Genomic DNA, 24,776 nt, shown 5'->3' on the forward strand with positions numbered 1-24,776 from the left:
TAAAAATAAACGGAAATTTTCAGGTTAACTCCTCTAAATAAGACAAAATCAAGAGTTTTGTAGCATATAAGCGGAAAAACTAACCTTATTTTTAAGTGAATAGGGACAATTTTCAATATAAGCGAAATTTTTACGTTTATGTTCCCATCACGGTGAAAGGAACATCCAGTTATTATTGAGCCTTGGACCAAAAATACTTTTAGCGACACTTTGTAATGTTCATACACATAACAAATAGCCCTGCATTTTGCAGGACAAAAGATATAGCAAACAAAAGGAAATTTTTAAATACATTTTCATAAAATGAGACAGGTATCCGAACCCGTTATCCGTTTTGGTGTTTTTTTTCCTATGTAAAAGCAAGCAGGTAAGGGAAAGAAGAATGTAGAATCAATAAAAGAAGACGGAGGAGGATAAAAAATGACGATTGATATTTTACAACAAAATAAGAAAAGCTGGAATAAATTAGCCCATCATTTTAATGGGATAGACGCATTGCCTAGCTATGGCCCTTTTAGCCAAACGGAAGAGGAATTAAGACTATTGAAAGAAATAACAAATAAAAAAGTCCTTGATATTGGGTGTGGCAGTGGACATTCTTTACTGTACATGGCTGATAAAGGAGCTAGTGAATTATGGGGGATAGACCTATCTGAAAAGCAAATAGAGACTGCAAAAGAAACATTAAAAGGTCTATCTTCCAACTTATTCTGTGCTGCGATGGAGGAAGATATCGGTCTTCCGACATTATATTTCGACACCGTTTATTCTATCTATGCAATTGGATGGACAACAGATTTAGCCTCGACCTTTAAACTTATTTATTCATATTTAAAGCCAGGAGGAGAATTTATTTTTAGTTGGGATCATCCATTATATGCGCATATGCAAAGTGAAAACGGGCAAATCTATCTTCAAGGTTCCTATCAAGAAGAAGGTTTAACAGCTTATCAAAGGTTTAAAGGAGAAGAAGCACCAGTAGTCATACCAAAAAGAAAGATGAGTACTTATATAAATGAATTAATTAAAGCTGGATTTACCATTGAATCCGTTATAGAAAGTGAGGTTTCCAAAAATTTTGAAACGATCGAAACGGAAATCTCTGATCGTTATTATTCCTCCTGAATCCGTGACGTAATTAATAATAAATGTGCCCACAAAGTCTGATATAATAATGTTATCAGCTGATTTATGTTGATAATTTTATTTCACCAGGCAGGTGTTGAAATTGGTTAAGTTTATTTTAGAAGATTCCGATGATACATTAACGACCCATTCGGGTCTAGGTTTAATAGGTTTGCTTTTATCAAAAACAAAATTTTACAAACGTTTTTCATCCTTAAAGGTCCCAGAAATCAAGTCGTCTCCGGCCATTCTTAATGGGGATGTTACCACTTCTTATGTGGGTCTATTGTGCCAAGGTAAGAATGATTTCGACCATATCGAAGAATTTCGAGATGATCCCTTCTTTTATCGTGCATTGGATATTCAAGTGGTTCCATCAAGTCCCACACTACGGCAACGACTCGATCAAATTGCCAAGGTGACTGGATGGAAATCCATTGTTCTGGAAGAATCGGCTAAACTAATACGGCAATTTGATTCTCCTGTCACTCCAACAATTACTAGTGACAAAAAATCATACGTACCTCTGGATATTGATGTATCGCCATTTGATAACTCAAATACTAAGAAAGAAGGGGTTAGTCGCACATACAAAGGATGTGACGGGTATTCCCCTAACTTCTCCTATTTGGGTCAAGAAGGCTACGTTGTAAATGTGGAACTTCGGGAGGGAAGCACACACGTTCAAAAGGATACTGAGAAATTTCTCGAGAAAAGTATTATATATTCTCGGATGATTACTGATCTATCGTTATTGGTCCGTATGGATGCAGGAAACGATAGTGTCGAAAACCTAAAAGTTTGTGTGAATGAAAAGGCCGATTTCATAATTAAACGAAATCCTCGCCGTGAAAAGCCTGAAAACTGGCTCATGGTAGCTGAACAATTCGGTAAATGCGTTCAGGAGCGAGAAGGAAAACGTGTATTCTATGGTGCTTTAGAAACAACTCCAAAGGGAATGAAAAAAGCCATTCGCCAAGTCTATAAAGTAACAGAAAGAACGATTGATAAAAACGGCCAAATCCTCTTAATCCCAGATGTTGAGTTTGAGAGCTATTGGACTACCCTACCTAATGAAACAGAGGAAATAATTAGCCTTTATCACGAACATGCCACTTGTGAACAATTCCACAGTGAATTAAAAACGGATTTAGACCTAGAACGTTTCCCTTCTGGGAAATTTGCCACCAATGAATTAATCTTACATCTTGGATGTTTAACCTACAATCTCCTTCGGATTATTGGCCAAGAAAGCCTGAAATCAGGGGATGCGCCGCTTAAAAGAAAGGTCTTCCGTCGCCGAGTAAAAACGGTTATCCAGAATTTGATTACATTAGCTGCAAAATTGGTAAAGCATTCCCGAAGAATTTACTTAAAGTTTGGAAATCATAGTCCTTGGTTTCCTACTTTTAAACGACTGTATCTTTCATTTACAACATAAGCCTAGGAAACTGAATAGGTAATAAGACCTGAAAAAAATTATAGGTAAGCAGGTTTTATTTAGTGTACACAAAAAACAATCAATCCAACTTAAATTAGTACGAATGGCAAGAAAATAAGGAATTCCTAAAATTATCGGAAGAATTATTTTTTATCACGGATTCAGGTTCCTTATACAAAGCAAGAAAATTTCCAACTACTATGATTATGAAAGCAAGAAAAGCATGACATGTGGGCAGCCACATGTCATTTTTCATGATAAACGTTTTGGAAGATAAATAGAAATTTTCACCAAAGACTCTCGCAATTGTAACAAAAAGAAGTACACGGTTATTAATAGACATTACTTTTAATAGAATCTATAATTTAATTATCTACTAGCTTGTTAAAAAATTCACATATGTAATTCTTTTTTGAGATGTTTTGCAAACGCATTCTTAATAGTCTGTTTTAATAACCAGGATAAAAATAAGGTCTGGGATTTTTTAAAACAAAAGCATTTTTCCTACATGCCTTATTTTTAAATATATTAAAAAGGGGTTTTGAAAGTGGTAACTGCTTTAAATGCAACAACAGTATTGGACAAGGAATATGGTCTATATATTAATGGGCAATGGGTAAAAGGTTCAGAAGGAAAGCTAATTAGCAGCTATAACCCTAGTAATGGAGAAAAGTTGGCTGATTTTGTGGACGCTACCTATGCAGATGTAGATCAAGCAGTGGCTGCAGCAGCAGAGGCATTAAAAACATGGAAGAAAGTAAGTTTAATAGATAGAAGCAATTTATTATTAAAAATTGCTGATTTAATTGATGAACATGCGGAAAAATTAGCCTTAGTGGAGACATTGGATAACGGAAAGCCACTAAGAGAAACAAGAAATATTGATGTTCCATTAAGCTCTGATCATTTCCGCTATTTTGCAGGCGTAATCCGCTCTGAAGAGGGAACTGCTCAAGCCTTCGATGAAGATACCTTATCGATTTCGATTAAAGAGCCTATTGGAGTAGTTGGACAAATTATTCCATGGAATTTCCCGTTATTAATGGCTGCATGGAAAATTGCTCCTGCTATCGCTGCAGGTAATACAGTAGTTATTCATCCGTCGTCTACTACCTCTTTGAGCCTATTAGAATTAGCCAAGCTTTTAGATCAAGTTTTACCAAAAGGGGTAGTCAATGTGATTACCGGCCGTGGTTCTCATTCAGGAGACTATATGCTAAAACATGAGGGCTTTGCAAAAATTGCTTTTACAGGATCCACTGAAATAGGACAAGAAGTTGCAGTTGCAGCAGCGAAGAGACTGATACCATCTACACTTGAGTTAGGTGGAAAGTCAGCGAACATTATCTTTAATGATGCACCAATGGAGCGCGCATTAGAAGGGGTTCAATTAGGAATACTCTTTAACCAAGGACAAGTGTGCTGTGCTGGTTCCCGCATTTTCATTCAAGAAGGCATTTATGATGAGTTCCTTGCAAAAATGAAGCTGGCATTCGAAGATGTAAAAGTTGGCTTGCCGTGGGAAGAAGATGTCGTGATGGGCGCGCAAATAAATGAACGCCAATTAGAGCAAATTTTAGAATATGTAAAAATTGGAGAAGAAGAGGGAGCAAGAGTTGTAACAGGTGGGTGCAGGCTTATAAATAACGGATTAGAGAATGGAGCATTTATGGCACCGACGATTTTAGCAGATGCCACGAATGAGATGCGTATTGCTCAAGAAGAAATTTTTGGTCCAGTTGCAACGCTTATAAAATTTAAGACAGAAGAAGAAGTGATTGAGCTCGCTAACCAATCAGAATTTGGACTCGGAGGAGCAGTATTCTCACGCGATATTAATACAGCACTTCGTGTCGCAAGAGGGGTTGAGACAGGACGTATGTGGGTGAATACGTATAATCAGCTTCCAGCAGGAGCACCATTTGGAGGATACAAAAAATCTGGTATCGGTAGGGAAACATATAAGAGCATATTAGATGGGTATACACAGACGAAAAATATTTATATTGTAACGAAAGAAGAAACAGAGGGATTGTATTAAAGTAAAGTAGGAAGCTGCTAGGACTTTGTCTTGGTGGCTTTTTTTATGCTTGAAATTTCATGTATAATTTGCTTTTAGATAAAAAGGAATTTATTTTATATTTTTCGTGAACTTTTTCCCCAGTATAAAGTCTAATGTATAGGAGAATAGAGGAGGTGATTAATTGGAAGAGTTAGAGATTAGTAAGAAAGCTATTAAAGGAGATGATGATGCCTTTTTGGAAGTAATGCAATTATATAAAGAATCATTGCTAAGAGCTGCTTTAGCATTTTTAAAAGATGAAGATGCGGCAATAGAAGCATTGCAGGAAGTAACCTATCGAGCTTATAAAAAGATACATACCATTAAAGAGCCAGCCTATTTAAAAACATGGCTAACAAGAATTATGATCAATTATTGTCAAGATCAAGTAAAGAGATCCAACAGAGTTATTTCTGATAACCAAGTATATGATATATCTGTTTACCAAGACCAATCCTTGATTGAACTAAAGGAAGCCCTTGAATTGTTATCTAATGAAGATCAGCAATTAATCTATTTGAAATATTTTCAAAATACGAAGATCAAAGAAATTGCCGCAATGGAAAAAATACCAGAAGGAACCGTAAAGTCTCGATTACATAAAGTACTGAAAACATTAAGGCTATATTTTAAGGAGAAAGGAGAGAGTGATCATGTATGAACAAGAGGAACAAAGTTTGTCTAAATTAAAGAATGACTTAAAAAAAATAAGTTTACCGATCGAAAAAGCCGATGAAGCCATTTTAAGTGGATTTTTAAAAGCTAAGCGAGAAAAAAATCTGGTTAAGAAAAAACAAAAACGATTAGTAGGGCTTGCGATTGCTGCCATTATTATCATTTTCTTTGTAACTTCCATTCGAATATCCCCAACTTTTGCAAATGCTCTCTCAACAATCCCTGGGATGGAATGGATGATTGGTTTTATTGAACAAGATAAAGGCTTTTCCGCCATTATAGAAAATGATTATTATCAAAAGGTAGATGTTTCTGAGACAAAAGGAGATTTGACGTTAACGATAGATGGAGTAATTATGGATGAATCAGGAATGAATGTATTTTATACGTTGAAATCGACAAAGCCACTAACTGGCGGAGAGATAAAGTATATTAATCTCCTAAATAAAGAAGAATTTCCTGAGCATTCACGTAGCTATAATGTATATTTTCCTGATGATATTCAAAATGAATTTCAAGATATGGTTGAGTACCAATTTGTAAACTCTTTTTCTTTTGAGGAATTAACGTTTAACTTTGAATTAGTTACAGTAATGGACAATCAAGAAATAAAATTTCTGATTCCTTTTGAACTCAAGGAAAATGTAAAGAAGAATATAACTTATCCAATAAACCAGGTTGTGGAAGTGGAGAATCAAAAAATCACGATAGAAGAAATTATCGTGTACCCATTACGAATTGGAGTGAAGGTAGCATTTGATCCTGCTAATACAAAAGAAATTTTGGGATTTGAAGATATGCGGTTGGAAAATGAAAAAGAAGAAGTTTGGAGTTCTATTAAAAACGGAACTGTAATGAGGCATATAAGTGAAAATGAGAAAACATTTTATTTGCAGTCTAATTATTTTGAAAAAACGAAGGAAATTTATTTGTGTATAAATAAGTTGATGGCAATTGATAAGGAAGACGCGATGGTTATTGTAGACACGGAAGCAAGTAAATTAATAAAAAGTCCGAAAGACGGTAAGCTTAAATTAGGAAAAACTTCTGAGAATCAAATAGAATTTTATATGGAATCGAATTCAGAAAATCATTTTAGTCTCTTTAGTTATGCAATAGATGCTGATGGAAAAGAACTCTCAATATCTACTGAACTAATGACAAGTACCAATAATGAAAAGAGATGGGAGTTACATTTAGAAAACACTGTTTATAAAAATCCTTTACGTCTTGAATTATTCGCTTACCCTAATTACATCGAAGGGGATGTAAAGATAGAAGTAAAATAAGCTGCATGCTTTGGTAGTGGTATTCATCATACCATTACCAAAGCACACGTTTTTTTATTGTAAGCGTTACATTTTTGTGTTAAAGTAAAGTTACGTAAACGTTTACGTGAAGGGTGAAATAAATGACGATAACAATTAAAGACATAGCAAAAGTCGCCAATGTGTCCACAGCAACTGTTTCAAGAGTTTTAAATGGAGCAGGTGGTTACAATGAAGAGACAAAGAAGAAAATCCTGCAAATGGCAGAAGAGCTAGGCTATCGGAGAAATGAAATGGCGAGAAGCTTAGTGAAAAAATCTAGTAATTTAATTGGTATTATCATGCCAAACGTGTCAACCATCTTTTATGCTGATATTGTAAATGGGATGGAGAAGGTAGCGCAATGTCATGGCTTTAGTGTCATTCTTTCCCATGCTGGGGAGAAAGGTAATCGATTAATTGATTGCTTAAAAATGCTAGAAGAAAGAAAAGTGGATGGGCTTGTTCTTGTATCTATCCCACTAACCGAGGAGCAAATTCAAGCTATTGAATCATTGAGTATCCCTTATGTGCTATTGTCTACAGATACACAAAATAAACAAATACCTTTTATTAAAGTAGATGATTTTGAAGCTTCCTATGCTGCTACAAAGTATCTAATTGACCATGGACATCGAAAAATTGGCTTGGCAGGTGTGGATTACGCTGATCGAGTAGCTGGGATTCCGAGGATAGAAGGATATAAAAAGGCATTAATGGATCACGGATTAAGTATTTCGGCTAACTACATAAAAGCAGGAGATTATAGTTTTTCTGCCGGAAAAGAAGCCCTCTATGCTTTCCATGCTGAAAAGGCTGGAATAACAGCTGTATTTTGTGTAAGTGATGAAGTAGCACTTGGTGTTATTTCAGCAGCCTTTGACTTAGGGATAAAAATACCAGAGCAACTTTCTGTCATAGGCTACGATAATACGAGAGTTGCAGAAATGGCTGTTCCTCCCTTAACTACAATAGAGCAACCATTTCAGTTAATGGGAGAAAAGGGCTGCTTGAAAGTGATTGAGGCTATTCAGCAAAAAGTAGAAGTGAAAACAGAAAGGATGCCATTTCGATTAGTAGAAAGGGCGTCTGTAATAAATAGGATGGAGTAAAATTTTTTAAACTTTACATAAACGTTTATGTAAAGAATATATTTTCACAGAAAGTAGGTAACATAATGGAAAAGAAATGGTGGCAAACGTCAGTCGTATATCAAATATATCCAAGAAGCTTTCAAGACAGTAATGGAGATGGAATTGGAGATTTAAGAGGAATCATCAATCGTCTTGATTATTTGCAAAAACTAGGAATCGATGTTATTTGGCTAAGCCCTGTATACAAATCGCCTAATGATGATAATGGCTATGATATTAGTGATTATGAAGATATTATGGATGAATTTGGTACGATGGCAGATATGGATGAATTAATTGCAACTGCGAATGAAAAAGGAATTAAAATTGTTATGGATTTAGTCGTAAATCACACTTCAGATGAGCATAAATGGTTTATTGAAGCAAAAAAAGGAAAAGACAATCCATATCGAGATTACTATATATGGCGTGACCCGGTTAATGGCGAAGCACCAAATGAACTAAAATCTACTTTTAGCGGTTCTGCTTGGGAATTTGATGAAGATAGCGGACAATATTTCTTGCATTTATTCAGTAAAAGACAGCCAGATTTAAATTGGGAAAATGAAAAAGTGCGGGAAGAAGTTTGGAATATGATGAACTATTGGCTAGAAAAGGGAATCGGTGGCTTCCGCATGGATGTGATTGATTTAGTAGGAAAACAACCAGATCTTGGTATTACTGGAAATGGACCAAAGCTACATGATTATCTTCAAGAAATGAATGAAAAATCGTTTGGTAATTATGATGTTTTAACAGTAGGAGAAACTTGGGGAGCAACTCCTGAAATCGCTAAATTATATTCGAATCCAGCAAGAAATGAGCTTTCCATGGTCTTTCAATTTGAACATATTGGATTAGACGAGCAAGAGGGGAAACAAAAATGGGATTTAAAGCCATTAGAAATAAAGCAATTAAAATCCATACTAGCAAAATGGCAAACTTCTCTTGGGAATGAAGGTTGGAATAGTTTGTTTTGGAATAATCATGATTTACCAAGAATCGTATCTCGTTGGGGAAATGATAAAGAGTATCGGGTGGAAAGTGCAAAGATGTTTGCCATCCTTTTACATTTAATGAAAGGAACTCCATATATTTATCAAGGGGAAGAGATTGGGATGACTAATTGCCCAATTTCGGATATTAGTGAAGTGAATGATATAGAGAGTATTAATATGTACTATGAGCGAATAGAGCAAGGGTATACGAAAGAGGAAATCCTTCATTCGATTAATGTAAAAGGTAGAGACAATGCAAGAACACCTATTCAATGGGATGATACGGAGAATGGAGGGTTTACTACCGGGACACCGTGGCTGCATGTTAATCCGAATTATTTGGATATTAATGTTAAGAATAATTTAGAAAATGCTAATTCCGTCTTCTATTGTTATCAATCTTTAATTCAATTGAGAAAAGATAATCCAATCGTAGTATGGGGAGATTTTGAGCTAATCGAAGATACGGAAGAAGAGATTTTTGCTTATACACGAAAGTTTGAAGGAAAAACTTGGGTAGTAGTGGCCAACTTTAGTGACCAAGAAAAAATGCTGCATTTACCAGAATTTAACGAGTGTGATGAGGTGATTATTAGTAATTATCATCGTGAAAGTGTGGATTTTGGAAATGTGCATTTAAAGCCATATGAAGCTTTTGTTGTAAGCATTTGATCGAAAACATTACGGAAGCTGTCAACATCATCGATAAGTGAGATATTGACAGCTTTTTTTATTTTCTCTAGAAAAAATAAAAAAAATATTATCAATTCTGATAAAATAAAGTAAGATATAGTTGGGGATTAGTTAATAGGGTAAACAAACTATTGAAAGCGTTTCAATATATGTTCATTTAAAAACATGGAAATGAAGGCGATTTCAAATTAGAAGTGGGAAAATAAGAGAGAAAGAATGATTATTAGAAGGAGTGATTAATATGAATTATAGTCAAAGATCAATGGGAGAAGTAAACGGAGCAAAGATAACAGAATATACTTTTACGAATAACAATGGAATGAGTTTCTCTAGTATGAATTATGGCTGCATTATCACGAAAATTATAGTTCCAGATAAGGAAGGAAACAAGGAAAATGTTGTGCTTGGCTTTGAAACATTAGAGGAGTATAGACAGTATCCAGGTCCTTATTTAGGGGCGATTGTTGGGCGCGTTGCAGGAAGAATTAATCGTGGTCAATTCGAACTTAATGGAAAAGAGTATCGATTAAATACAAATACTCCTCCTAATCACTTACATGGGGGAAATGTTGGTTGGAGTGAAGTAGTCTTTGATTCTTGTATTGTAGAAGAGGAAGGGGCAATTGGAATTCGCTATACATATCATAGTCCAGATGGAGAAGAAGGTTATCCAGGTAATTTTGACTTTACTGTAGATTATTTACTGACTAATGAGAATGAAATAGTCCTAACATACCACGGAAAAACAGACAAAGAAACACCTGTAACAGTGACCAATCATTCCTATTTTAATTTAAGTGGGAATAATAAAAGAGATATAACTAATCATGAACTAATTGCTGATGTTGATCGTTTCTTAGAACTAGATGAAGGATTTATTCCAACAGGAAAAATGGTACATACAGAAAATACACCATTTGATTTTTCGGAAGGAAAGCTGTTGAAAGCAGGAATTGATAATGATTTTGACCAAAATACTTTAGTAGGTAATGGATATGACCATCCCCTTATTTTCTCTGAAGAAGGATCCCATTCTGCTATTTTAAGAGATAAAGAGAGTGGAAGAGAAATGTCTTTAGTAACGAATCAGCCTGCACTCATTCTTTATTCAGGTAACCAATTAGAAGATAAATATGATTTTAATGGCGTAACGGGAAGAAAATACTTAGGGGTATGTTTAGAAACACAAGGATTTCCCGACGCAATTAACCATCCTGAATTTCCATCCGTTGTTTTAAAACCTGAAGAAACATATCATGCTGAAACGAAATTGAAATTTCGAGTAACAGAATAAAAGAATAGGCATAAATACAAAAATAGGAAAAAATCATCATGATGGTTTTTTCCTATTTTTGTGGATAGAAAGATCTTAATAATGGCAAAAACCACTAATTCAACCTAATGGCTACTGCCTTAAAAATCATGAACCCAAACCTTATGAAATAAAAAGAAGTAAATATTGTCTCTGTATATAGCAAAATAACGTTAATGTAAGTGCAATTTTTACTATAATAAAAAGAAAATAAGAGGAGAGAGGTGAAAGGCAAAGAGTGTAAGCGCAGAAGTTAAGACTTCCGATATAGCAAAAACAAGTATGGGAAGGAATTGCATTATTCGGCATAAAGGGGTAAAAGGATGCCTCTCCATTAAAGGAATTATATAGGTAGATAAATCTATGAATAAGTATGGAATTGTACGATTATTGCTTTTCTTGAAGGAGAATTCAACTATTAAACAGAAACTAATAATTGGGCAATTAGAAAACATTGGTTAAAAAGTAGTCTTCTTCACCCTCTCAGCCCATTTTATTCAATGAAGCAGTAGTTTGCGTATTAATTAAGATAGTTTTTTTTTGTTAAAAACAAGGAGGAGATTCAATGAAAAGAATAGCATCTATTATGTTTATTAAACCCGGATATGAAAACGAATACAAAAATAGGCATGATGAACTTTGGCCAGAAATGGAGGAAGCGTTGAAACAGCATGGTGCCACCAATTATTCTATTTACCTTCATCGTGAATCGCAAGTGTTATTTGCTTATTTAGAAGTAGCGGATGAAGAGACATATGAACTTATCTCCCAAACAGCAATATGCAGAAAATGGTGGAAATACATGGCGCCAATAATGGAAACAAATGAAGATTATAGTCCTGTAACCCATAAATTAGAAGAAGTTTTTCATTTAGACTAAGCAGAAAATTATCCATGAAGGGGAACGGATTATGAGAGCTGAAATTTGAGGGAAATCTGGAGTAATTTACAATGGATTATTCAAAGGAAAAAAATGTAGTAGTATGGAAAAAAACTACACAAAATAAATAATGATTTATAAAAGGAATAGCAATAAGAGTAAAATTATTTCGAGAAGTAGTAAAGATTGTACATTGTTGATAGGTAATGAAATTCCTATAATGAGAGTATAGTAACCATAGAGAAAGAGAGGGCTTATTAACATTTTTTTTAAAAAATGAAAACCTTTTCTTTTTTGGAGTTGGCTGATTCGAATAAAAGGAGTTGTGCAATTATAATGAGTGATAACGAAAAATGGCTTGAAGAAGCTTGGGAGTTTGTAATAGAGAAAACAACTCGAAATAATGAAACGATTGGTGCGAATTTTCCACATGCAAGTGTAGACAAGAAATATGTATTGGAAGATCCTGAATGGTGGACTGCTGGTTTCTGGCCAGGACTTTTATGGCAGGTATATCAAGAAAATAAGGATGACGCACTTAGAAAAACGGCAGAACAGTGTGAAGCGAACTTGGATTATTTATTGTCTGATTCAGAAAAATTAGATCATGATATGGGGTTTATGTGGACGCTGACGAGTCTAGCAAATTATAAACTTACTGGTAATAAGGAATCAAGAAGAAGAGGTTTATTAGCAGCCAATTTTTTATTAGGTAGATTTAATGCACAGGGCAATTATATTCGTGCATGGAATGCTTGGTCAAAGAAGGAGGATAACCGAGGCGTTGCAATAATTGATTGCATGATGAATCTTCCATTGTTATATTGGGCTTCAGAAGAAACTGGGGACCCGCGTTTCAAAATAGCTGCCGAAAAGCATGCAGAAACTGTTAAAAAGCATTTTATTCAGCCAGATGGTTCTGTGCATCATATTGTTGTCTTTGATCCAGAAACAGGCGAAGTAGTAGATAAGCTTGGTGGTCAAGGCTATGCACCAGATAGTGCTTGGTCAAGAGGAACTGCTTGGGCATTATATGGTTTGACTCTTTCCTATTTGCATACTAATAATATAGAATTTTTATATGCGGCAAAATCAGTTTCCCATTTCTTTCTTTCTAATCTTCGTCCAAATGAATGTCCAGCTTGGGATTTTCGTATTCCTGAAGACGGAGAAAAACGATATTCCTACCCTGATTCATCGGCAGCTTCGATTGCAGCTTGTGGGTTACTCATGCTTGGGAAACTTGTAACTGATTTTGAAAAGCCAATATATCAGGAGGCAGGAGCAAATTTATTAAAAACTCTCTACACTACTTGTGCTACAAAAGAAGACAAAGAAGAGGAAGGTTTACTAAATAACGGAACAAGTCATTTTCCAGAGCAAAAGAATGTGGATGTTCCTTTAATTTATGGAGACTATTTTTTTGTTGAGGCTCTTAACGTATTGCGGCAAAAGGATGTTTTATTTTGGTGATAATTAAGTGGGTATGAAGAGTATAAGTAACTTTGTTATCAGTGGGAGTTAAAATTCCCACTGATTTTTTGTATTTATCCTTTATAGTAAGTAAATGCAATATAAACTAGTTAGTATATTTCGTTTAAATGTAATCTTTTCTCAAGGGTCCTTCATAGTTCCGGGTCTTTTATATCCATTTAAAAAGTTGGCTTTTTCCATTTTTTGATAAGTAAGAGTAGTTTGCTATAATTTTTCTAACAATATAGGTTTATGACGATTCTATCTGGGTATATAATACTATATAATTGATTAACTTCATATTATGGAGAAAGATATAAAGGTAGAAAGCTTTGATTAATCAACTTATTTGGGCGCTTTGTTGATTATGAGCTACTAGCGCAACCGGCTAACCAAACTATCCTTGTTTGTTTTGTTAGTCTTTTTTTATGGACACAAAAGAGTCATATTTCTAATGAATGTTCAGTTCCAGCATCAATGTGCCGACAAACATCAAATCTTCGTTTCTTGTAAATATGTATTAACGATATTTGTCGATTATAAGGAGCTTGTGCTTTTCTAAAAATGGGGGGCAACATATGAGTGAACATATTAGCTATCAAACGATAGTAATACAGGATCATACAGAGAAAGAATGGAAAGATAAATTAAATAAGGATTTAAGAGATTGGTTGTCTGAGGATTTTATGCTTAGTGTGGGAATCGGTGAAGCTGTAAATAATGCTATTGAACATGGGGAGTTTCCTGTTATTTTAGAACTACAATATACAAAGCATACTGTCGATATGCGGATTAAAGATCATGGAAAAGGATTTAATGTGGCAAAGAAATTTCATGATATCGAAAAATATGGTACAGAAAAGCTTTTGAGTGATATTGTGCTTGAGGAACGAGGAAGAGGTATTTTAATGATGATGAAAATCTTTCAAAAAGTGCACTATAATGAAAGAGGCAACGAAGTATTTTTATGGAGAGAAAGGAGGGAAAATGCAGAAGCCATATAATTGTAGAGAGAATGATTATTTTGTTAGGACTGTTCCTTTATGAGCAGTCCTATTTGCGTTTGGGTGAAATGAAATATTGTCATTTTTTTCTATAATCTACTGATTTCTATAAATGAATCGTTTATTATTAGTATATTACGGTAAAAAAGTAGTTTGGGAGAGGGTAGGAATAACATCATGGAGAAAGTGACCTATAGCAACATCCATAAGGAAGGAAATCAAATAAAGGAAACTACTAATTGGATACATATTCATAATGCAGAAATGCTCCTTCAGTATGACAGTAATTACATCCAATTTAAAGCAATGCCTACAATAATGGAATTTGAGCTGGTAGAAGAATACCTGAAAGAGTTTCATCAAAGAACTGGGCAGAAGCATCTTAAATTTATTTTTCCAGAAAATCAAAAATTTACGAAAGAGCTACTAGACCATATTGTTCGTAACCTTCACTATGATGTGGGATTGACGGAGCTTTATGCAATTGATCCCAGTGAATTTCCTGCATTGTCGCATATAGAGGAGATTCTGATTAAGGAAGTAACGGAGGATAATTTTGAGGATTATTTACAATTGGAATATAATCAGGATTTAGAATATGGAATAGATTTTGCTAAAGGCAAAACAGAAATCTATCGGAAAAATTTTAAAAATCCTCAATTTTTGCAAGTAATAGCTTATTATAAAGGAAAAGCAGCTGGTGCTTTAGAAGTAATTATAGCAGATAAAACGGTCGAAATTGACGGAATTTTTGTAATTGAAGCATATCAACGAAAAGGGATTGCCGCTCGAATGCAAAAAATGGTGATGGATTTATTTCCAAATAAGACCATCATTTTATTAGCAGATGGAGAGGATACGCCAAAAGAAATGTATAAAATGCAAAACTATCAAAAACAAGGATTTCAATATGAAGCATTGAAGGAAAATTTCCATGCTTAAAAAGAAAAAGGAGTAGATTGATTTGAATGAGCCGATGCTTGTCTATCGTGGACAATATGTGGAAAGTACACATACTATTCATGTTGCTGTAGTAAATAAAGAAGGTAGATTACTATATTCCTATGGAAATCCAAATAGGATGACATTTCCTAGGTCGTCGATGAAGCCATTTCAAGCGATTCCGCTTTTAGAAACAGGAGCTGCAGATACCTATTCTTATAATAATGCTGAAATAGCAATTGCTTGCGCTTCTCACGCAGGAGAATCCTTCCATAGAGAAACCATTCTTCAGCTGTTAGAAAGACTAGGCATTAAGGAAGATCATCTGCAATGTGGAACCCATACACCATGGAACTTAACAAGCTATAAAGAGTTGTTGCGAAATGGGGGAGATGTGACACCTGTTTTCAGTAATTGTTCTGGTAAGCATACTGGTATGCTGGCAACTGCTATTCACATGAAAGAAGATATCTCCACTTATCGGGAAATAGAGCATCCACATCAACAACGAATTTTAGAGGCGATTGAAGACATATGTGATTTTCCGAAAGAAAATATAAAGCTTAGTGTAGATGGTTGTGGCGTACCAGTCCATCAATTACCTCTATATCATACAGCACTTGGTTATGCAAGACTAGCAAGCCCAGATGCTATTAAATCCGAAGAGCGCAGAAATATAGTGAAACGGATAAGAGATAGCATGATGGAATTTCCTGAAATGGTTGGTGGTACAAGGAGATTTGATACGGACTTAATGACTGCATATCAAGGACAGATTGTTTCAAAAGCAGGTGCTGAGGCCGTTCAGTGTATGGGGCTTGTTGAAGAAGGAATCGGAATTGCGATTAAGGTGGAAGATGGGGGAGCACGAGCAGTAAATGTTGCAGCAATGGAGGTACTAAGTCAGCTAGGCTATAAAGAGGAGAAAATTTTTGCTGATTTAGAAAGATATGTGCATGCTCCAGTGCTCAATGCAAGAAAAGAAAAAATTGGCGAAATACGTGCAAATTTCGCTTTGGAAAAGAGAATCTGATTTGAAAAAATGATACAAAGGAGTAGAGAGATTGAAACATTATTTGAACGTAACAGAAGGAAAAAATAAATGGCCGCGCTATTTATTTTCCATTTTATTGGCTGTTGGCTTTATGATAGCAGGTTCCATTATTTATTTTATTATTGAGTTACTGCGCGTGGAGTTAGATGGGAACGATGCTACATATTTGGATCTAGATACAGGAATGGTAGTTGGCGGAAATGGCACTATCAGCTTATTATTGACACATATTATTTATATCATTTCTTTAGTTGGTCTATGGATTGGAGTACGTTTTATTCACAAAAGAAAATTCCGGACATTGATTACTGGCGAAAAAAGAGTGAATTGGAAAAAGATAGGCTGGGGATTTGCCGTATTTACTGGACTATTCCTAGTTACATCAGGTTTGGATTTCTTAATAAATGCAGCTGATTATACATGGAATAATGTTTCATTTTCTGAGTATGTCTATTTATTCCTTGTCGTAATTCTGTTTGTTCCGATTCAAACGACGGTAGAAGAGCTTTTATTTAGGGGATTATTGCTACAATGGGTTGGAAAAAAATTGAAGAATCCCGTTCTATTAGCACTTATTGTGGGACTGATTTTTGGATCCTTGCATTTTGCAAATCCTGAAATGAATCATTCTGCACTATTAGTGGGATTAGATTATTTGTTTGTAGGATTTGCTCTAACCTTTATAGCTGTAAAAACAGGCAGTTTAGAGTTATCTATTGGTGCACATGCGGCGAATAATATGATGATCTTCTTATTATTTACATACGATGATTCTGTTGCAGGAGATATCCCAAGTCTTTTTAGAATTATCGATACAAGTCCATTGTATTCCTTAATCTGGTCGATTGTCATTTTTGTTTCTTTTTATTTGTTGATTAGGAAAAAATATGGAGTAAAATAAATGTTTCTTTTATTTTGGCTATTTTCGTAAAGTTTGTTGCTATGACCCGCAGCCTGAATACACTCCGCTTTCCGTGGGGCTCGCGCTGTGCCGCGGTCTGCTTCCCCCTGCAGGGTCTCAGGCTGTCTCGCTAATCCCACAGGAGTCTACGTGTATTCAGGCTGCTCAGATTTCCTCATTAATTGATTTTTTCTATTGAGAAAGCAACAATCTTTTAGAAAAACTCTCATGGCGGCGTTACCCGCCGCCACCGTCTATCATGAAAACTTGCTCCTATCCCATGATAGAAAGTCTAAACCACTTAACACCTGACCATAATTAATAGTACAATACGACCAGTCCGAAGACTGTTTGGTGGATCAATACAAGTTGATACCCCGTTAGAAAAACTGGTTGTGACAGTTTAAAAGAACCGTCTAATGTGTTTATAAACACGAATACAAAAATTTTGTATGATGACTTCTGTCGCTTGTATTGTATTAAAATCTTTGAGGTGATTATATGGAAGCTATGATTGAACGGTGTGCAGGCCTAGATGTACACCAAGAAACAGTAGTTGCTTGTGTTTTATTTGGTTCATTAGATAAAAAACCAAATAAAGAGATTCAAACCTTTCCAACAACCACAAGTGGCCTTTTGGCACTTAGCGACTGGCTATCCTCACACAAAATAACGGATGCTGTAATGGAAAGTACCGGTGTATATTGGAAGCCCGTTTGGAATGTTATAGAATGTGACTTCCAATTAATCCTTGCCAATGCCCAACATGTTAAAAATGTTCCCGGAAGGAAAACAGACGTAAAAGATGCGGAGTGGTTAGCTAAACTTTTGCGTTCTGGACTAATTGAAAAAAATTTTGTACCGCCCAAAGAAATTCGTGATTTGCGAGATTTAACCCGGTATCGTAAAAAACTCATCCATACACGAACTTCTGAGCGCAATCGAATCCACAAAATTCTACAGGATGCAAATATTAAACTAACTTCTGTTTTATCTGACATTTTTGGTGTCACTGGTTGTCGCATTATTGAAGCCCTAATAAACGGCGAAAAAATAGGTGTGTTTGAACTTCAACAAATGGTTGATTCAAGAGTTAAGGCGAGCACAACAGATATTGCAGAAGCCCTTAACGGTGGAATACGTAAACATCATATTGATATGTTACGTTTCCATTGGGACCATATCAATCACATCGATGAAACAATCGAAAAAGTAGTTGAACGCATAGACCAAGCGCTTATTCCTTATCAAGAGGAGTGCGAACTACTAGATACCATACCGGGTGTGGATAAAAATGCATCCGCAATCTTTATAGCTGAAATGGGTGTAGACATGTCAGTATTTAAAAGTTCTAAACATCTAGCCTCATGGGCTGGAGTGAGTCCAGGAAATTATGAGAGTGCCGGTAAAAAAAAAACAGGTAAAACTCAGTACGGAAACAAATCATTAAGAACCACCGCTGTTGAATGTTCCATGGCTACAGATAGACAGTATAATCGCATATCTGCACATAGAAAAAGAATTATGAAACGACAAGGAAAATCGAAAGCACGGATCGCTTCCGCTCATTTAATCCTAACAATTGCTTACAATATTTTAAAAACAAGGCAACCATATCAGGAACTAGGCCCTGATTATGTTGATCTCGAACAAAGTAAAGAACAAAAAATGATTCAATACTTAAAAAGGAAAGGGTATCGTATTGAACCCACTAATGAACAAATTGCTTAATGAATAACAAAAGCACTATATTTAATCATTCCTAGCCTTTTAAAAAAGTTCAAATTTAGAAGGTTCAGCTTAGTGTTGCCTTTTACCTAAAGAGTTTTCATACAAACAGCCTTTATTTTTAAATAAAGAGAATAGGACGAAGAAAAAATAGTCTTTATTGGTAAGGCTATTTTTTTCTATTAATATGGTCTATTAAAATAAGGAAAAGGAACAAATGTTCTGAAATGAGTCTTAAGCCTCTTATTAATATAATTCAGAATTGTTAAAATTATCTTTGTGTTATTCATTCTATTATTAGGAGGCTGTTATATGAAAAAAGAATGTAGAGTAATTCCTTATCAAGTGAAAGAGGTAGTTGACCTATCAACAGAAATACCAAAAGGAATTGAACTAATTCAGGCACCTGATTTATGGAATAAAACAAAAGGAAAAGGGATTACCATTGCTATCTTGGATACTGGGTGTGATATTAATCATCCAGATTTACAAGAACGTATTATAGGTGGTAAAAACTTTACGGATGATGACAATGGAAATTCAGAAATTTATATGGATTATAATGGGCATGGGACACATGTTGCTGGAACAATTGGAGCGTCTGGAAGTGACAGTGGATTAACAGGAGTAGCGCCAGAAGTTTCTCTTTTAATTGTAAAAGTTTTAAATGGACAAGGTTCCGGGCAATATGATTGGATTATAAATGGAATCTATTATGCCATTGAGCAGGGGGCCGACATAATTTCCATGAGCCTTGGAGGACCGGAAGATGTAGAGGAATTACACGCGGCAGTGAAAAAAGCAGTCGAAGCGCAAATTCTCGTCGTATGTGCAGCAGGTAATGAAGGGGATGGTCTCGCTTCAACCGAAGAATTGGGGTATCCCGCTGCCTATAATGAAGTAATAAGTGTTGGTGCTGTCGATTTAGAGAGAAATTCTTCTCGTTTTTCCAATTCAAATAGAGAAGTCGATTTAGTAGCCCCTGGGGAAGAGATTCTTTCTACCTTTTTAGATGGGAAATATGCAAGCCTAACAGGAACATCGATGGCTGCACCACATGTAAGCGGTGCGTTAGCATTAATTAAAATAATCAGCAATGAAGCTTTTGAAAGAAATTTAACAGAACCAGAAATTTATGCACAATTGATTAAAAGAACCATCCCATTAGGAAATAAACCAAGCCTAGAAGGGAATGGGATTCTCTATTTAACGGCTCCAGATGAATTGACGGAAAAACTCCAATTTGCTGTGCAATTACTTGTTGCCAATAGTATTTAAGAGGAAAGAAATATTTTTAAAAGTGGACAAACTTCTTGAAAAGGGAAGATTGTCCACTTTTTTTAGTAGTGGAAGAAGAACGGAGTGGCGGGATGGATGAAAAAAAGATTATATGATCCAAAAATCGGATAAATGATCCAAAAATTAAATATATGATCAAAACCAACAAGGAAATGATCCAAAAATCAAATATATGATCCAAACCCTATATATGATCAACCAAACAAGGATATAATCCAAATTTTCAATTCACCATCAATAAAGCATCTAACAAACAACAACAACTTCTACCTAATTTTACAATACTCTCATAATAGAAATGTTACGAAAAAAGTAGTAAAGTGTAAGGAGGTATTTGTGCGTAGTTTGTAATATTAAATGAAGGAGATTAGATTGTTGAATATCGTTATTACACGAAAAATGGTCATGGAGATGTGTGGTCCTGTATCTTTGAAAAGGGGCGAGGCATTTTCGAAGAATCATAAGGTGTTGTTTAAAGAATATAAAGAAGATTACTGTGAAGCATTCGTTCAAGCATCTGAAGATTTTGCTGTAATGGTTGCTCTAGAGGCTGGTGAAATAAAAGCGACTTGTTCTTGTCCAAAGCTTGCTTCCTTCCAAAAGGAGTGTCAGCATATTGCAGCTGTCTTGATGGAGATAAAGAAATTTCAGATGAGTGGCAAGGAGCCTTCTTTAATGGAAGATACGAATCCAAATGTATCTAATGATTTTTTTGCCTTATTTAATCAGACGCGTTCTCCTTCACCAAAGAAACAACGGCACTTTGAAAAAAGGGAAGTAGTACCGGTTGAATTCTGGGTAAAGGTTATGCAAGTTGGATCAGAAGCAAATATGTTTGGCATCGAAATTCACCTTTTATCTAATAAAATTAAAGACATTCGCCAATTTTTAGAACGAATGAAAGAAGGCAAAGCATATGAATATGCCCCATCGCAGAAATTTGACCCAATGCTTCACTGTGTAAAAGAAGAAAGGGAAGCAATCCTTCAGGAATTATGGAAAGTGGTAAGCGATGAAACGATTTTTTTGAATCATCACAACGAATTAAGCAATCTAGGCGGTAAAGATACTCTATTAATACCACCGTCCTCTTGGATTACCCTCCGTTCACACTGGAAGGAATTAATCTATTTAGAAGAATATAGCGAGACGAGAATACCCTTGCAAGTTTCTCATGAACCTCTTCCACTTACCTTTCGATTATATCAGGAGGAAACAGGAAGCTATCAATTGAATGTTCATGGAATAGATTCTGTTTTATTCTTGCATCAATATTATGCAGTAATGATAGACGGAAAGGTTATCCAAATGGAATCGGAGGATTTTAACAGGCTTGTAGAAATGAAGAAAATGACGGAGAAAGTTGGCAAGAATGATATTCCTATTGCAAACAATCAATTAGACTTCTTTTTGGAAAAGGTTGCCCCAGGCTTGAAAAAGTTGGGAGAAGTTCAATTGGAGAGAGAGCTTTCAAAAAAAATTGGCAAAGCGCCTCTACAAGCAGAGCTATACTTAGATAGAGTGAATAATCGATTGTTGGCAAGCCTAGAATTCCGCTATGAAAATATCGTTATCAATCCAGTTCATGAACGAGACAAAGACATAGAAGCAGTGCTTATTAGAGATTGGAAAAAAGAAGAAGTAATTTTAGAATTAATGGATGGAAGTTCATTTGCGAAAACGGATAGTGGGTATATGCTTTTTAACGAAGAATTGGAGTTTGATTTTCTATATTATGTATTACCAAAGCTGCAAAAGCTTGTGAAAGTTTATGCAACAACCGCGATTAGAACTCGAATTTTCAAGGAGAAAACATGGCCTCGTTTTTCGGTGAAGCTAAAGAAGGACCGGATAAACTGGCTAGAGTTTAAATTTGAGATGGAAGGCTTTCCAGAACGTGAAATCAAGGGACTGTTAGCTGCTTTAGAAGAAAAGCGTAAATATTATCGATTACAGGATGGGTCCCTTTTTGCCTTACAAACGAGGGAGATGGAGGAAATTCAAAGCTATCTTCACTCCCCACAAATAAAAGATAAGGATTTTGTCAGTGGATTTGAACTCACTCTTTTAGAAAGCCTATCGTTTATAGAGGAAGACAGAAAGATATTTAAACTAGACGAATCATATTTTGAACTGATTAATTCTCTCCTACATCCAGAAACATTAACGATTAAGGTTCCCGCTGATTTAGAGGATGTGCTGAAGTCCTACCAAAAAGATGGATTTAAGTGGATGAAAACTTTATCGCAATTTCATTTTGGCGGAATTTTAGCAGACGATATGGGGTTAGGCAAAACGCTTCAAAGTATTGCCTTTATCGTATCTGAATTACCAGTGATTCGCAGAGAAAAACAAAAAGTGCTAGTCGTTTGTCCTTCTTCCCTTCTATATAACTGGCAGAGAGAAATCATGAAGTTCGCTCCAACTATTCAATGTATTGTCCTCGATGGGAATAAAAAGGAGCGAGCGCTGCTACAAAAGGATTTAGAAAATATCGATGTTTTGATTACGTCCTATCCATTAATTAGACAAGATATACAATGGTATGAACAGCAAGCTTTTCACACTGTTTTCTTTGATGAAGCACAGTATTTCAAAAACCCACTTTCTCAAACAGCTAAGTCAGTGAAAAGGTTAAAAGCGATAAATCGTTTTGCTTTAACGGGTACGCCGCTTGAGAATTCCATTGAAGAGCTATGGTCTATTTTCCATATTGTTTTCCCTGAATTATTGAAGGGGTTAAAGGAATACGCAAATCTTACAAATAAGCAGATTGCGAAAAAAATAAGACCTTTTATGCTGCGCCGGTTAAAAGAGGATGTCTTAGCAGAACTACCTGAGAAAAGGCAGTGGAGCGAAATGGTGGAATTGTTACCAGAGCAAAAGAGATTATACGCAGCCTATTTGGCAAAACTAAGACATGATGCACTAAAGCACTTAAATAAAGATACATTACGAAAAAATAAGATTAGAATTCTTGCTGGGTTAACAAGACTACGTCAAATATGCTGTCATCCTGCTTTATTTGTAGAAAATTATGATGGTGGCTCTGCTAAGCTAGCGCATTTAATGGAATTAATGGAAGAAGCACAACGTTCCAATCGAAGAGTACTGATTTTCTCTCAATTTACAAGTATGTTGGACATTATAGGACAGGAATTAGCGAAAAAGGGATTATCATTTTTTTATTTGGACGGGAATACGCCTTCAGATGAAAGAGTGGAATTATGTCATCGCTATAATTTAGGAGAACGAGATTACTTTTTGATAAGCTTAAAAGCTGGGGGAACAGGACTAAATTTAATGACTGCCGATACGGTTATTCTATATGACACATGGTGGAATCCTGCTGTTGAAGAGCAGGCGGCAGATCGTGCGCACCGAATGGGGCAGGAAAATATTGTAGATGTCATCAAACTGTTCTCCAAAGGAACGATTGAAGAGAAAATATATGAACTACAGGAAAAGAAAAAGAGCTTAGTGGATGAAATTATTGATTCAGATGAAAAAATGATATCTTCCATAACAGAAGAGGATTTAATGGAATTATTAAGCTAAGCTAAATAGCGAAATGCAAAAAAAGAAGGAGGCCAGTGCTTTTTATAAAAGCTCTAGTCTCCTTTTTAGATGAAACGAATCATCTGCTAAGTCATTCTTCTTTTTGCTTTGGAAATCGCTTGGCTTTTTTGGCAGATTCACGAAGCAAATACTCAATATGACTGTTAATGCTGCGAAAATCATCTGCAGCCCATTTTTGCAGTACTTCGTATAGCTCCGGATCAATGCGTAATGGAAAGCTTTTTTTCTTCGTCATGTATACCACTCATTAATATAAAGTACCTGTATTAATTACAGGAGTTGTAGGATTTTCGGAAACAATCGCTACTAGTAAATTATTTACTAATTGTACCTTTCTTTCATCATCTAATTCAATGATTTTATCTTGTTCTAATTGGTTAATGGCCATTTGCGCCATACCCACAGCGCCTTCCACAATTTTTTGACGAGCAGAAATAATAGCAGAGGCTTGTTGGCGCTGCAACATTGCTTGAGCAATTTCAGTAGAATAGGCTAAATGAGTTAATCTTGCTTCGATTACCTCGACTCCAGCAAGATCAAGTCGAGCTTGTAATTCTGTTGTAAGCTCGTTGGAAACTTCTTCTGCATTTCCTCTTAATGTCAATTCCACATTTTCAAAGGTATCATATGGATATTTCGTGGCAACATGGCGGATAGCTGTTTCACTTTGGATTTCTACAAATTCCTCATAATTGTCCACATCGAAAATCGCCTTAGCTGAATCAATTACTTTGAATACAATAACGGCTGCTATCTCGATTGGATTCCCATCGACGTCATTTACTTTTAATCGCTTACTGTTAAAATTGCGTACACGTAAGGAAATGGTTTTTCTTAAAGTTAGTGGAATTGTTAAAAATAATCCACTACTGCGAATCGAACCTAAATACTTACCGAAAAAGGTTACAACTACAGCCTGATTTGGTTGAATAATGGTGATCCCACTACTAAGAAGTGCAGCTATTAATATAAACGGAATGCCTACACCTGGAAGTTCTTGTACAAGTAAATAGACACCAAGAAAAAGGGAAATAGCAATAAGGAGAACACCGATAAATCCATTAAAATGAAATGCGTTTTTTTCTTTCAAATGAATCACTCCTATAATTTCAATTTGATATAATTATGATATCACTTTTGTATAAAATTGTAAATGGATGATATGGTGAT

19 protein-coding genes and 1 riboswitch are annotated in these 24,776 nt (G+C 35.4%); of the genes, 17 read left to right on the forward strand and 2 right to left on the reverse strand.

Annotated elements, in window-relative coordinates; translation table 11 throughout:
• The first annotated feature begins 420 nt into the window (after positions 1–420).
• The 17 genes from NKG37_RS15220 to NKG37_RS15300 all read left to right on the forward strand — a co-directional run bounded on the left by NKG37_RS15220 (position 421) and on the right by NKG37_RS15300 (position 23,585).
• On the forward strand, positions 421–1,125 hold the full coding sequence (locus tag NKG37_RS15220; RefSeq protein ID WP_254414899.1) for a class I SAM-dependent methyltransferase: 705 nt from the start codon (positions 421–423) through the stop codon (positions 1,123–1,125).
• Positions 1,126–1,222: 97 nt separating this feature from the next.
• The gene (locus NKG37_RS15225; protein WP_118977697.1) at positions 1,223–2,566 is read left to right on the forward strand and encodes an IS1380 family transposase; all 1,344 of its coding nucleotides are present in this window, start codon (positions 1,223–1,225) and stop codon (positions 2,564–2,566) included.
• Between the two features lie 547 nt (positions 2,567–3,113).
• Positions 3,114–4,607 (forward strand): aldehyde dehydrogenase family protein, encoded by a 1,494-nt coding sequence (locus NKG37_RS15230; protein WP_254414900.1) that lies wholly within the window; start codon positions 3,114–3,116, stop codon positions 4,605–4,607.
• Between the two features lie 163 nt (positions 4,608–4,770).
• Positions 4,771–5,289, forward strand: coding sequence for a sigma-70 family RNA polymerase sigma factor (locus NKG37_RS15235; RefSeq protein ID WP_101730138.1), 519 nt, complete (start codon positions 4,771–4,773; stop codon positions 5,287–5,289).
• Entirely contained in the window at positions 5,282–6,592 is a 1,311-nt protein-coding gene (locus tag NKG37_RS15240; RefSeq protein ID WP_169188292.1) for a DUF4179 domain-containing protein, read from the forward strand. The genes NKG37_RS15235 and NKG37_RS15240 overlap by 8 nt, the downstream gene beginning before the upstream one ends.
• A 122-nt stretch (positions 6,593–6,714) precedes the next feature.
• Positions 6,715–7,722 (forward strand): LacI family DNA-binding transcriptional regulator, encoded by a 1,008-nt coding sequence (locus NKG37_RS15245; protein ID WP_224428353.1) that lies wholly within the window; start codon positions 6,715–6,717, stop codon positions 7,720–7,722.
• A 65-nt stretch (positions 7,723–7,787) separates the two neighbouring features.
• Positions 7,788–9,413 carry a glycoside hydrolase family 13 protein gene (locus tag NKG37_RS15250; RefSeq protein ID WP_101730136.1) on the forward strand — a complete coding sequence of 542 codons (1,626 nt, stop codon included), beginning with the start codon at positions 7,788–7,790 and terminating at the stop codon, positions 9,411–9,413.
• A 262-nt stretch (positions 9,414–9,675) separates the two neighbouring features.
• Entirely contained in the window at positions 9,676–10,728 is a 1,053-nt protein-coding gene (locus NKG37_RS15255; RefSeq protein ID WP_224428354.1) for an aldose epimerase family protein, read from the forward strand.
• A 583-nt stretch (positions 10,729–11,311) separates the two neighbouring features.
• Positions 11,312–11,626, forward strand: coding sequence for an L-rhamnose mutarotase (gene rhaM, locus NKG37_RS15260; protein ID WP_016200843.1), 315 nt, complete (start codon positions 11,312–11,314; stop codon positions 11,624–11,626).
• Between the two features lie 336 nt (positions 11,627–11,962).
• Positions 11,963–13,099, forward strand: a complete 1,137-nt coding sequence (locus tag NKG37_RS15265) for a glycoside hydrolase family 88 protein (RefSeq protein ID WP_254414901.1) — start codon at positions 11,963–11,965, stop codon at positions 13,097–13,099.
• Between the two features lie 316 nt (positions 13,100–13,415).
• A riboswitch (cyclic di-GMP riboswitch) is annotated at positions 13,416–13,498 on the forward strand.
• Between the two features lie 179 nt (positions 13,499–13,677).
• Entirely contained in the window at positions 13,678–14,103 is a 426-nt protein-coding gene (locus NKG37_RS15270) for an ATP-binding protein (RefSeq protein WP_016200845.1), read from the forward strand.
• 177 nt (positions 14,104–14,280) lie between these two features.
• Positions 14,281–15,045 carry a GNAT family N-acetyltransferase gene (locus tag NKG37_RS15275; protein WP_101730131.1) on the forward strand — a complete coding sequence of 255 codons (765 nt, stop codon included), beginning with the start codon at positions 14,281–14,283 and terminating at the stop codon, positions 15,043–15,045.
• Between the two features lie 22 nt (positions 15,046–15,067).
• Positions 15,068–16,078 (forward strand): asparaginase, encoded by a 1,011-nt coding sequence (locus tag NKG37_RS15280; RefSeq protein WP_016200846.1) that lies wholly within the window; start codon positions 15,068–15,070, stop codon positions 16,076–16,078.
• Between the two features lie 31 nt (positions 16,079–16,109).
• Positions 16,110–17,000: a CPBP family intramembrane glutamic endopeptidase gene (locus tag NKG37_RS15285; protein ID WP_016200847.1), complete on the forward strand. Its 891-nt coding sequence runs from the start codon at positions 16,110–16,112 to the stop codon at positions 16,998–17,000.
• A 501-nt stretch (positions 17,001–17,501) separates the two neighbouring features.
• The gene (locus tag NKG37_RS15290) at positions 17,502–18,731 is read left to right on the forward strand and encodes an IS110 family RNA-guided transposase (protein WP_100525939.1); all 1,230 of its coding nucleotides are present in this window, start codon (positions 17,502–17,504) and stop codon (positions 18,729–18,731) included.
• A 309-nt stretch (positions 18,732–19,040) separates the two neighbouring features.
• The gene (locus tag NKG37_RS15295; RefSeq protein WP_254414902.1) at positions 19,041–20,006 is read left to right on the forward strand and encodes a S8 family peptidase; all 966 of its coding nucleotides are present in this window, start codon (positions 19,041–19,043) and stop codon (positions 20,004–20,006) included.
• Between the two features lie 396 nt (positions 20,007–20,402).
• Positions 20,403–23,585: a DEAD/DEAH box helicase gene (locus NKG37_RS15300; RefSeq protein WP_224427852.1), complete on the forward strand. Its 3,183-nt coding sequence runs from the start codon at positions 20,403–20,405 to the stop codon at positions 23,583–23,585.
• Positions 23,586–23,676: 91 nt separating this feature from the next.
• Here the strand turns inward: NKG37_RS15300 and NKG37_RS15305 are convergent, their stop codons facing one another.
• Together NKG37_RS15305 and NKG37_RS15310 are read right to left on the reverse strand one after the other, a co-directional pair.
• Positions 23,677–23,841, reverse strand: a complete 165-nt coding sequence (locus NKG37_RS15305; RefSeq protein ID WP_016200850.1) for a type II toxin-antitoxin system antitoxin — start codon at positions 23,839–23,841, stop codon at positions 23,677–23,679.
• A gap of 12 nt (positions 23,842–23,853) precedes the next feature.
• Positions 23,854–24,696: an SPFH domain-containing protein gene (locus tag NKG37_RS15310; protein WP_169188295.1), complete on the reverse strand. Its 843-nt coding sequence runs from the start codon at positions 24,694–24,696 to the stop codon at positions 23,854–23,856.
• Positions 24,697–24,776 lie beyond the last annotated feature (80 nt).

This window comes from Niallia sp. RD1, assembly GCF_024219955.1.
Taxonomy (GTDB): domain Bacteria; phylum Bacillota; class Bacilli; order Bacillales; family Cytobacillaceae; genus Niallia; species Niallia alba.

Excerpts from the sequence above, each read along its gene's own strand:
- NKG37_RS15220 (WP_254414899.1), top strand. The coding sequence starts at position 421 with ATGACGATTGATATTTTACAACAAAATAAGAAAAGCTGGAATAAATTA.
- NKG37_RS15240 (WP_169188292.1), top strand. The coding sequence starts at position 5,282 with ATGTATGAACAAGAGGAACAAAGTTTGTCTAAATTAAAGAATGACTTA.
- NKG37_RS15245 (WP_224428353.1), top strand. The coding sequence starts at position 6,715 with ATGACGATAACAATTAAAGACATAGCAAAAGTCGCCAATGTGTCCACA.
- NKG37_RS15250 (WP_101730136.1), top strand. The coding sequence starts at position 7,788 with ATGGAAAAGAAATGGTGGCAAACGTCAGTCGTATATCAAATATATCCA.
- NKG37_RS15255 (WP_224428354.1), top strand. The coding sequence starts at position 9,676 with ATGAATTATAGTCAAAGATCAATGGGAGAAGTAAACGGAGCAAAGATA.
- rhaM (WP_016200843.1), top strand. The coding sequence starts at position 11,312 with ATGAAAAGAATAGCATCTATTATGTTTATTAAACCCGGATATGAAAAC.
- NKG37_RS15265 (WP_254414901.1), top strand. The coding sequence starts at position 11,963 with ATGAGTGATAACGAAAAATGGCTTGAAGAAGCTTGGGAGTTTGTAATA.
- NKG37_RS15270 (WP_016200845.1), top strand. The coding sequence starts at position 13,678 with ATGAGTGAACATATTAGCTATCAAACGATAGTAATACAGGATCATACA.
- NKG37_RS15275 (WP_101730131.1), top strand. The coding sequence starts at position 14,281 with ATGGAGAAAGTGACCTATAGCAACATCCATAAGGAAGGAAATCAAATA.
- NKG37_RS15290 (WP_100525939.1), top strand. The coding sequence starts at position 17,502 with ATGGAAGCTATGATTGAACGGTGTGCAGGCCTAGATGTACACCAAGAA.
- NKG37_RS15295 (WP_254414902.1), top strand. The coding sequence starts at position 19,041 with ATGAAAAAAGAATGTAGAGTAATTCCTTATCAAGTGAAAGAGGTAGTT.
- NKG37_RS15305 (WP_016200850.1), bottom strand. The coding sequence starts at position 23,841 with ATGACGAAGAAAAAAAGCTTTCCATTACGCATTGATCCGGAGCTATAC.